The 10,305-nt window shown below is 50.5% G+C and carries 9 protein-coding genes; 8 read left to right on the top strand and 1 reads right to left on the bottom strand.

Going from position 1 to position 10,305, the window contains the following annotated elements:
* Positions 1-36 precede the first annotated feature (36 nt).
* The 6 genes from LIZ87_RS08020 to LIZ87_RS08045 all read left to right on the top strand — a co-directional run bounded on the left by LIZ87_RS08020 (position 37) and on the right by LIZ87_RS08045 (position 7,432).
* Positions 37-1,050 (top strand): sugar ABC transporter substrate-binding protein, encoded by a 1,014-nt coding sequence (locus tag LIZ87_RS08020; RefSeq protein WP_178313906.1) that lies wholly within the window; start codon positions 37-39, stop codon positions 1,048-1,050.
* Between the two features lie 91 nt (positions 1,051-1,141).
* Positions 1,142-1,729: a class II aldolase/adducin family protein gene (locus LIZ87_RS08025; protein WP_178313908.1), complete on the top strand. Its 588-nt coding sequence runs from the start codon at positions 1,142-1,144 to the stop codon at positions 1,727-1,729.
* A gap of 19 nt (positions 1,730-1,748) precedes the next feature.
* Positions 1,749-2,072, top strand: a complete 324-nt coding sequence (locus tag LIZ87_RS08030) for a hypothetical protein (RefSeq protein WP_227146219.1) — start codon at positions 1,749-1,751, stop codon at positions 2,070-2,072.
* 265 nt (positions 2,073-2,337) lie between these two features.
* Positions 2,338-3,411, top strand: a complete 1,074-nt coding sequence (locus LIZ87_RS08035) for a carbamoyl phosphate synthase small subunit (RefSeq protein WP_227146221.1) — start codon at positions 2,338-2,340, stop codon at positions 3,409-3,411.
* Entirely contained in the window at positions 3,411-6,635 is a 3,225-nt protein-coding gene (carB, locus tag LIZ87_RS08040) for a carbamoyl-phosphate synthase large subunit (RefSeq protein ID WP_178313912.1), read from the top strand. The genes LIZ87_RS08035 and carB overlap by 1 nt, the downstream gene beginning before the upstream one ends.
* Positions 6,636-6,931: 296 nt before the next feature.
* Positions 6,932-7,432 carry a CarD family transcriptional regulator gene (locus LIZ87_RS08045; RefSeq protein ID WP_178313914.1) on the top strand — a complete coding sequence of 167 codons (501 nt, stop codon included), beginning with the start codon at positions 6,932-6,934 and terminating at the stop codon, positions 7,430-7,432.
* A 129-nt stretch (positions 7,433-7,561) separates the two neighbouring features.
* Here LIZ87_RS08045 and arcC read toward each other — a convergent pair whose 3' ends face one another.
* A complete protein-coding gene (gene arcC / locus LIZ87_RS08050; protein ID WP_178313917.1) occupies positions 7,562-8,491 on the bottom strand; it encodes a carbamate kinase in 930 nt (309 codons plus the stop codon).
* Between the two features lie 198 nt (positions 8,492-8,689).
* Here arcC and LIZ87_RS08055 point away from each other — a divergent pair, with 198 nt between their 5' ends.
* Together LIZ87_RS08055 and LIZ87_RS08060 are read left to right on the top strand one after the other, a co-directional pair.
* On the top strand, positions 8,690-9,160 hold the full coding sequence (locus tag LIZ87_RS08055; RefSeq protein WP_227146223.1) for a CPBP family intramembrane glutamic endopeptidase: 471 nt from the start codon (positions 8,690-8,692) through the stop codon (positions 9,158-9,160).
* A gap of 13 nt (positions 9,161-9,173) precedes the next feature.
* On the top strand, positions 9,174-10,193 hold the full coding sequence (locus tag LIZ87_RS08060) for a glycosyltransferase family 2 protein (RefSeq protein ID WP_227146225.1): 1,020 nt from the start codon (positions 9,174-9,176) through the stop codon (positions 10,191-10,193).
* The last annotated feature ends 112 nt before the right edge of the window (positions 10,194-10,305 follow it).

Genomic DNA, 10,305 nt, shown 5'->3' on the forward strand with positions numbered 1-10,305 from the left:
AAATCTAAGTTTAGACTGTGAAAGAAAGGAGATTTTATGAAAAAAGTTTTAGCAGTAATGTTGGCAGCAGCTTTAGCCATGAGCTCTTTAGCAGGCTGTACCGTGGGTTCACAGAACATGGCGGCAGCTCCGGAGACCCAGGCAGCGGCGGCCCAGGAGGATCAGGCCGCAGCACAGCCGGTTTCCATGGATGGCGTAAAGACCTATAACTTTGTATTCATTGTGAAATCCATGCAGTTCTCCTTCATGCTCAGCATGATCGATGGCGCTGAGGCGGCCGCAAAGCTGGTTCCCAATATCAACATAAAGTGTATTGGGCCGGAGACTCCTTACAGCGTAGAGGAGCAGATACAGCTGGTAGAACAGGCAATCACGGATGAGGCCGATGCGATCTTGATTTGTCCGGCAGATTCGACAGGTATCGTTCCTGCAATTGAAAAGGCAAATGCAGCCGGTATCCCCATTGCGACGCCCAATACGAAGGCATACGGCGGCAATGTGCTGACCTGGGTAGGTGTTGATAACTATACAGTAGGCTATCAGCTGGGACAGGCTATGGCAGAAGCACTGAACGGACAGGGAAAGGTGGTTCTGATCGAAGGCACACCTGGTAACTCTACCTCTACAGAGCGTGTGGACGGCTACAAGGATGCTTTTGCAGAACACCCCGGTATTGAGCTTTTAGATTCTCAGCCTGCCGATTTTAATCGTGAGAAGGGCATGACTGTTATGGAAAACTTCCTGCAGCGTTATCCTGAGATTGATGGAGTGGTGTCCTGTAATAAGGATATGACTATGGGCGCTCTGGAAGCCTGCAAGGCTGCAGGTAGGCTGGAAGAGATGATCCATATTACCTTTGACGTGGACAACGACTGTCTGGATGCAATTGATGCGGGCGAGATCCTCATCACAGGCGCCCAGGAGGAGAAGAGCCAGATCGCGAATGCGATCTACAACTGCCTGCTTGCCTGCAACGGCTACAAGGTAGCTCCTGAACAGTACATCCCTATGACACTGGTGACAAAGGATAATACAAGCGATTACAGATAATATACATTAGATTTGTTGAAATAATTCGATGAAAGATATATTCGCCCTCATATCCCTGTGATATGGGGGCGGTTGAAAAGGGAGGAACTCGATGTATCTGGACTTTTTAAAAGGGAAAAATGACTATATAAGGGCCTCTGCCAGAGCTCATCAGGCAGGTTTGGCTGCCGGAACGGGAGGAAACTTAAGCGTCCGGCTGCAGGGAGAGGAGCTTATGCTGGTAAAGCCTTCAGGGATCACTCTGGGAGAGGTGGATGAAACGAATCTGATCCTGGCTGATTTTGAAGGCAGATTGGTGGAGGGAGATATGAAACCTACAAAGGAGACTCTCCTTCACGGTGAGCTCTACAAGAGGTATCCCCATATTGGCGCTGTGGTCCATGTTCATCCCATTTATTCGATCATTGTTGCAAACGTGTTTGATGAGATGGGGCTGGTAACAAAGCAGATGAAACAGGTGATGGATATTCCTGTGCCTGTCTGTAAAATAAAAAATAACACGATCAACCGCGAAGGCATGGATATGATCCACAGCATATTTGTAAAAAATGGGGATGTACCCTGCTTCCTTTTGGAAGAGCATGGCCTGGTGGCAGTTGGAAAGACCGCGCTGGAGGCCTGTTATATTGCAGAGCTTGTGGAGGAGAATGCCAAAGTATTTTGGGAAATGCATCGGTGATGAGAGGGAAAGGGATAGGATGAAGAAAAGAACGGGAATCATAATGCTTCTGCTTCTCATCCTGGTGGGAAGCGGAATAGGCTTTTTTTATAAAAAGCAGCACAGATATGACGGGATCTATACGGCTGTTGATCCGCCTGAGGAGAGCGGGGAAATGGTGATCGAGTCTTTGAGCTTTAAGGGAGATCAGGTTACACTGATATCCGGAAATACCCAGCAGACGGTAAAATATGAAATGAAGGACGGTCAGTTCTGGCTTATTACAAAGTTCGGCAGTTTTTCCTACAAAGTACAGGTGGGGGAGGACGAGCTTATATTAGATGGAGTGACATATAGAAAATAAACGTATTATGAACAGGGGGATGCTGCAAAAGATCGCACATCCTCATTTTTATGTCTGGTGATGAAAGATATCTGTTTTTGTGAGTTATGATCATAAAAAAATATTTGATATGAACAAAAAAATTTAGCCCTTAAAACCATTGAAAAAATATACAAGATACAGTATAATCTTTACAATTTGGGCTGAAATAGCCGGAGCGTATGGAAAATGGCGTGCGCAGAGGCGGTTTTCAGGCGAACACATAAGAAAGGACAGGTACCCCCACATGAAAGCTTACCTCATACTGGAAGATGGAACTGTATTTACCGGCACGAGCATTGGCTCGGAACGGGAAATCATTAGTGAAATCGTGTTTAACACTTCGATGACCGGTTATCTGGAAGTGCTGACTGACCCGTCTTATGCAGGACAGGCAGTTGTTATGACCTATCCCCTGATCGGCAACTATGGAATCTGCCATGAGGATATGGAATCAGCAAAGCCCTGGCCGGATGGCTATATTGTAAGAGAATTATCCCGAATCCCCAGCAACTTCCGCAGCGAGGATACCATTCAAAATTTCTTAAAAGAACATGACATTCCCGGTATCTGTGGTATCGATACAAGAGCCCTCACAAAAATATTAAGAGAAAAAGGCACCATGAACGGTATGATCACCACAAAGGACTATACCGATCTTGGCGAGCCCATAAGCCGTATGAAGGCCTACAGCGTAAAGGGCGTTGTCTTAAAGACCACAACAAAGGAGGCCTACACCCTGCCCGGCACAGGCAAGAAGGTGGCTCTTATGGATTACGGTGCAAAGAGAAATATTGCCCGTTCCTTAAATGAACGCGGCTGCCAGGTGACAGTATACCCCGCTGACACCCCGGCAGAGGTGGTATTAAAGGAACATCCGGACGGTATCATGTTATCAAACGGCCCTGGGGATCCAAAGGAGAACACGGCTATCATAGAAGAGATCAAGAAGCTCTATGCTTCTGATGTCCCCATTTTTGCCATCTGTCTGGGACACCAGCTCATGGCTCTGGCAAATGGGATGGATACCTACAAATTAAAATACGGACACAGAGGCGGCAACCATCCGGTAAAGGATCTGGAGACAGGAAGAGTTTACATTTCTTCCCAGAACCACGGCTACGTGGTGGACATGGATACGGTGAACCCCCAGGTGGCTGTGCCTGCATTTATCAATGTCAATGACGGCACCAACGAGGGGCTGAAATATGTGGGCAAGAACATTTTTACCGTGCAGTACCATCCGGAGGCCTGCCCCGGCCCCTTAGATTCCGGTTACCTTTTCGACCGTTTCCTTAAAATGATGGAGGTGAATGACTGATGCCAAAGAATCCTGAGATCAAGAAAGTACTGGTTCTGGGCTCCGGCCCAATCGTTATCGGACAGGCAGCGGAGTTTGACTATGCAGGCACACAGGCCTGCCGCTCCTTAAAGGAGGAGGGTATCGAGGTCGTCCTGTTAAACTCCAATCCGGCCACCATTATGACAGATAAGGATATCGCAGACAGGGTCTATATTGAACCCCTGACGGTGGAGGTAGTGGAGCAGCTGATCTTAAAGGAGCAGCCGGACAGCATTCTTCCCACACTGGGAGGGCAGGCAGGACTGAACCTTGCCATGGAGCTGGAGGATGCCGGATTTTTAAAGGAGCACAATGTCCGTCTCATCGGAACAACGGCCCTGACCATCAAAAAGGCCGAGGACCGCGAGATGTTCAAGGAGACCATGGAAAAGATCGGCGAGCCTGTGGCACCCTCTGATATTGTGGAGGACGTAAAGCAGGGCCTTAAGATCGCAGAAAAGATCGGTTATCCTGTTGTTCTGCGTCCCGCTTATACCCTGGGCGGCTCCGGCGGCGGTATTGCCCATAACCCGGAGCAGTGTGCAGAGATCCTGGAAAATGGCCTGCGCCTTTCCCGCGTGGGACAGGTGTTGGTGGAGCGGTGCATTGCAGGCTGGAAGGAGATCGAGTACGAGGTAATGCGCGACGGTGCAGGCAATGTGATCACTGTCTGCAACATGGAGAATATCGACCCGGTGGGCGTTCACACAGGAGACAGTATCGTCGTGGCTCCCTCCCAGACACTGGGAGATAAGGAGTACCAGATGCTGCGTACTTCTGCTCTTAACATCATCAGCGAGCTGGGCATCACCGGCGGCTGTAATGTTCAGTATGCCCTGAATCCGGACAGCTTTGAGTACTGTGTTATCGAGGTGAACCCCCGCGTGAGCCGTTCCTCCGCTCTGGCTTCTAAGGCTACCGGCTATCCGATTGCAAAGGTTGCGGCAAAAATCGCCCTTGGCTATACACTGGATGAGATCAAAAATGCAGTTACAAAGAAGACATATGCAAGCTTTGAGCCCATGCTGGATTACTGCGTGGTAAAGATGCCCCGTCTTCCTTTTGATAAATTTATCAGCGCAAAGCGCACCCTGGGTACCCAGATGAAGGCAACGGGCGAGGTCATGAGTATCTGTACCAACTTTGAGGGCGGGCTTATGAAGGCCATCCGTTCCCTGGAGCAGCATGTGGACTGCCTTTTGTCCTATGATTTCTCCGGCCTGTCGGACAGTGAGCTGATGGACGAGCTTCATATTGTAGATGATATGCGCATCTGGAGGATCGCCGAGGCGCTGCGCAGGGGTGTTTCCTATGAGGATATCCACGAGATCACCAGGATCGATGTGTGGTTCATTGATAAGCTGGCCATCCTGGTGGAGATGGAAAATGAGTTAAAGGCAGTGGGCGCCGGCGAGAAGGAGCTGACCACTGAGCTTTTGGCAGAGGCCAAGAGGATCGAATTCCCGGACAATGTCATTGCAAGGCTCACAGGCATTCCGCAGGAGCAGATAAAGAAGCAGCGCTATGAGAACAATATCCGGGCTGCCTACAAGATGGTAGACACCTGTGCGGCAGAGTTTGCAGCAGAGACGCCTTACTACTATTCCTGCTTTGGCAGCATCAATGAGGCAGAGGAGACCTCCGGCCGCAAGAAGGTGCTGGTGCTGGGCTCCGGTCCGATCCGTATCGGGCAGGGCATCGAGTTCGATTTCTGTTCTGTGCACAGCACATGGGCATTCAGCAAAGAGGGCTATGAGACGATCATCATCAATAACAACCCGGAGACCGTAAGTACGGACTTTGATATTGCGGACAAGCTGTATTTTGAGCCGCTGACGCCGGAGGATGTGGAGAGCATCGTGGATGTGGAGAAGCCGGACGGTGCAGTGGTGCAGTTTGGCGGACAGACAGCCATTAAGCTGACAGAGGCGCTTATGAAGATGGGCGTGCCCATCCTGGGAACTGCAGCAGAGGATGTGGATGCGGCAGAGGACAGGGAGCGCTTTGACGAGATCCTGGAGAAGTGCCGGATCCCCAGGCCTGCAGGCCATACGGTATTTACTGCAGAGGAGGCAAAGGAAGCGGCCAGAAAGCTTGGATATCCTGTGCTTGTTCGTCCTTCCTATGTGCTTGGCGGACAGGGCATGCAGATCGCCATCAACGATGAGGATATTGACGAGTTTATCGGCATTATCAACCAGATCGCCCAGGAGCACCCGATCCTGGTAGATAAGTACATCATGGGCAAAGAGATCGAGGTGGATGCTATCTGTGACGGTACGGATATCCTGATCCCCGGTATCATGCAGCACATTGAGCGTACAGGAATCCACTCAGGAGACAGCATCTCCGTTTATCCTGCCCAGGATATCACAGAGCACAATGTGGAGACCATTGTGGACTATACGGAGAAGCTGGCAAGAGCCCTTCATGTAAAGGGCATGATCAACATCCAGTTTATTGTGGACGGGGATGATGTGTACATTATCGAGGTAAACCCGCGCTCCTCCCGTACCGTGCCTTATATCAGCAAGGTGACAGGCATCCCGATCGTGCCCCTGGCAACGCAGATCATCTGCGGCCATACCATCCGGGAGCTGGGATATACGCCCGGACTCCAGCCTGCAGCCGATTATATTGCTATCAAGATGCCCGTATTCTCCTTTGAGAAGATCCGCGGCGCTGATATCAGCCTGGGACCGGAGATGAAGTCCACAGGTGAGTGCTTAGGCATTGCAAAGACCTTTAATGAGGCCCTTTATAAGGCCTTTGAGGGAGCAGGGATCCGCTTGCCCAAATATAAGAACATGATCATGACAGTCCGGGAGAGCGACCATGAGGAGGCAGTGGATATTGCCCGCAGGTTTGAGGCGGTGGGCTACAAGATCTTTGCCACAAGAGGTACGGCAAGGACATTAAAGAAGCATGGCATCAAGGCCTATGAGATCCGCAAGATCGAGCAGGAATCCCCGAATATCCTGGACCTTGTGCTGGGCCACCAGATCGATCTTATCATCGATATCCCGGCCCAGGGAGCAGAGAGAAGCCATGACGGCTTTATTATCCGCCGCAATGCCATTGAGACAGGCGTACATGTGCTCACAGCCATGGATACGGCAGAGGCCCTGGTGACGAGTCTGGAGAACAGGGCAAAGGAGCTGACCCTGATCGATATTGCCACAGTAAACGGACATACCTGCTGACGCAGGCATCACCATGCATGAAAGTCGATTGCTCCGTGCTGACGCATTGGGCATACCTGAATTTAGTGCCGCCTCACGGCGGCGGGACTTTCATAGTAAAAAAATGCTTAGACGGGAATAACACAGGAAGAGGACAGGAAAATGCAGAAATCAACCATGGTAAATCTGCACAAAAATCTTGTCCTCTTTCTGCGCATAAATCCGAAATTTCAGAAAATGCCGCTTGCTTTCTGACATAAAAAGAAAATTTATGGTAAACTAAATATATTATAAAATGAGGAAAGCAGGCGGTTTATATGTTTGAAAAAGGCCAGTATATTATTTACGGCATACGGGGTGTCTGTGAGGTCATGGATATTACTACAGTTGACCGACCGGGAGGCCCCCAGGGGAAGCTTTACTATGTCCTGCGCCCCTACTATCAAAAGGACAGTAAGATCGTGGCTCCGGTGGATTCGGAGAAGACCATAACGAGACCTCTCCTGACAAAGGAGGAGGCAACCAATCTGATCGAGCGTATCGGAGAGATACCGGAGATGAAGGTGATAAATGATAAGCAGCGGGAGGAACGCTACAAGGAGGCATTAAAGACCTGCGACTGCAGGGTATGGATCAGTATGATAAAGGCCCTCTATCTGCGCAAGCAGGACCGCATAGAGCACGGAAAAAAGATGACCGATCTGGATGAGAGGTATTTCCGCACAGCGGAGGAGAACTTGTATTCCGAGCTTGCGATTTCCCTGGGAGTGCCCAGAGAGGAGATGGTGGGATACATCAAGGAACGTGTACTGGCCTGATATGACAAAGGAAGGCTGCGCTGCTGCCTTCGGCGGCTTTGACGCTCCTGTAAGATCAGATCATCCGATAAGAAAAGCTTCGGCAGAAGGCTGTATTGCCTGCCGAAGCTTTTTTGATTGGCAATGCCGCTATTCGATCACAGTGCCTGCATTGCCCTTCAGGCTGGCCTTTGCCATACCCAAGGAGGTGATGATGGCCTTGCGGCCCTTTCCGCTTTCCAGAAAATCCACAGAGGCGGAAACCTTTGGCAGCATGGAGGCAAACTCAAACTGTCCCTGGCTGATATAGTCCTTTGCCTCCCCGATGGTCATATGACGGATGGGCTGCTCCTGGTCTGTACCGTAGTTCAGCGTCACATTGTCCACACTTGTGAGGATCATCATCACATCTGCATCGATCTCCTTTGCCAGGAGGCCTGTTGCCAGATCCTTCTCAATGATGGCGCTGGCGCCTCTTAAATTATAGCCCTGCTCCATTACGGGAATACCGCCGCCTCCGCAGGCAATGACCACCTGGTCGGCATCCATGAGAGCCTTGATGGCGTCGATCTCCACGATCGCAACAGGATTTGGGGAAGCCACGATACGGCGGAAACCGCCCTCTACCTCTTTTACATGGTTGCCCTTTGCCTCCTCAGCCTCAGCCTCCTCTTTTGTCATGATCCTTCCAATGGTTTTGATGGGGGTATAGAAGGCCTCGTCATAGGGGTCTACCATGACCTGTGTCAGGACGGTGCTCACAGGTTTATAAATGCCCCGTTTGATGAGCTCTGACCGAAGGCCGTTCTGCAGGTCATAGCCAATGTAGCCCTGACTCATGGCAGAGCATACAGACATGGGAGCGTTGCTGTAGCCCTCGTGCTGCTTGCCGAACTCGTTCATCGCTGTGTGGATCATGCCTACCTGTGGAGCGTTGCTGTGAACGATGGCAACCTGCCAGCCCTCCTGGATGAAATCTGCAATGATCTTAGAAGTCTTTGCAACTGCTGCTTTCTGTTCAGGGAGATTTGTCCCCATATCCTTGTGGCCGATGGCCAAAACAATCCTTTTTTTTGCCATAATCCATACCTCGTTTCGTCTCAAGATTCTCTCTGCCCTGGCTGGGCTAAACTTAGGTTTATTATAGGGTAATCTGGAAGAAATTGCAATGAAAAGAGAAAAAAGGAGGTAGCAAAAGAGATAGTGGCATGGTATAATCGCGGCAGGGACAATAGAGTGGAAGGCAGCAAATGTCATTCATAGAGGGACAGTCAGTATATGGACAAGCAGAACAGGCTTCTTCCGCCGGGCTGGTGTAAGCGTGTGGCAGTCATGGCAGCAGCGGCGCTGGCGGGAAATTATCTTTTAGGCATGATACCGTGGCCGGAGTTTATGCTTTCGGGGTACCGGAAGGCGGCAGAGTCCCCGGAGGCCGGAGGATATGGATTTCTCCTGCTGACGCTTTTGGTGGCTCCGGCGGCAGAGGAAGGGATATTCCGCTTCGGCATATACGGCGGTTTGAGGAAATGGTCCTGCCTTCGGGCATGGCAGGCAGCGCTCCTTTCTTCTATGGCATTCGGACTGTATCATGGAAACTGGATACAGGGCATCTATGCATGTTTTACAGGACTGGTGCTGGCCTGGGGTTATGAGAGCAGCAGCTGCCATAAATATCTTATGGCTGTTCTCATGCATATGGCGGCAAACCTGGCAGCGGTGGCAGTGTTCGGACTGCCAGGACATACATAAAGGAGGAAAAAAGGTGAAATTATTATCAGTGGCAATCCCATGTTATAATTCAGAGGCTTACATGGAGCACTGTATCCAGACCCTTCTCGCAGGAGGGGAGGAGGTGGAGATCATCATTGTAGATGACGGCTCCACAAAGGATAGGACAGCGGAAATCGCAGATGAATATGAGCAGAGATATCCGACCATCTGCCGGGCGGTCCACCAGGAAAACGGCGGTCACGGCCAGGCGGTCAATACGGGCCTTAAGCATGCCACCGGCATTTTCTTTAAGGTGGTGGACAGCGATGACTGGGTAAATGAGGAAGCCTACCGTCAGGTGCTGGATACTTTGCGCAGATTCGTATATGGTGAGGACACCCTGGATATGCTGGTGACAAATTTTGTCTATGAAAAGGAAGGGGCAAAGCGCAAAAAGGTCATGAAGTACCATACGGCCTTTCCAAAGGACAGGGTATTTGAGTGGAAGGATGTCAAGTTCTTTATGACGGGGCAGTACATCCTGATGCATTCCGTGATCTACCGGACAGAGCTGCTGCGCCAGTGCGGCTTAGAGCTACCGCAGCACACCTTCTATGTAGACAATATTTTCGTGTACCAGCCCCTGCCCCATGTGAAGAACATTTACTATCTGGATGTGAACTTTTACCGCTATTTCATCGGAAGAGCGGACCAGTCGGTCAATGAGACCGTTATGATCGGGCGTCTGGACCAGCAGATCCGTGTGACAAAGCTGATGCTGGGATATTACGATGTGACGAAGATCAGCTGCAGAAAGCTCCGCCACTACATGATACAATATCTGGAGATCATGATGACCGTGAGCTCTGTGCTGGCGATCAAGTCCGGAACAGAGGAAAATCTGGAAAAGAAAAAAGAACTTTGGCAGTATCTGAAAAAGACCAATCTGCCCCTTTACCTGCGCCTGCGCACAGGCTTTTTGGGCCAGGGCTGCAATCTTCCCGGAAAGGGAGGAAGGGAGCTTCTGATCCTGGGATATAAGATCACACAGAAGTTTTATGGATTTAATTAAAATAAAAAGCCGGCCTCCGGGAAGAAATCTCCCGTGATGTCGGCTTTTGTGTAGTGTGCCTGGCGGCGCACGTTTCTAACCAGTGCAAGTCTGGAATCCGCCCGGTAGTGGG

The organism is Lacrimispora sp. 210928-DFI.3.58, from assembly GCF_020554865.1.
Taxonomy (GTDB): domain Bacteria; phylum Bacillota; class Clostridia; order Lachnospirales; family Lachnospiraceae; genus Enterocloster.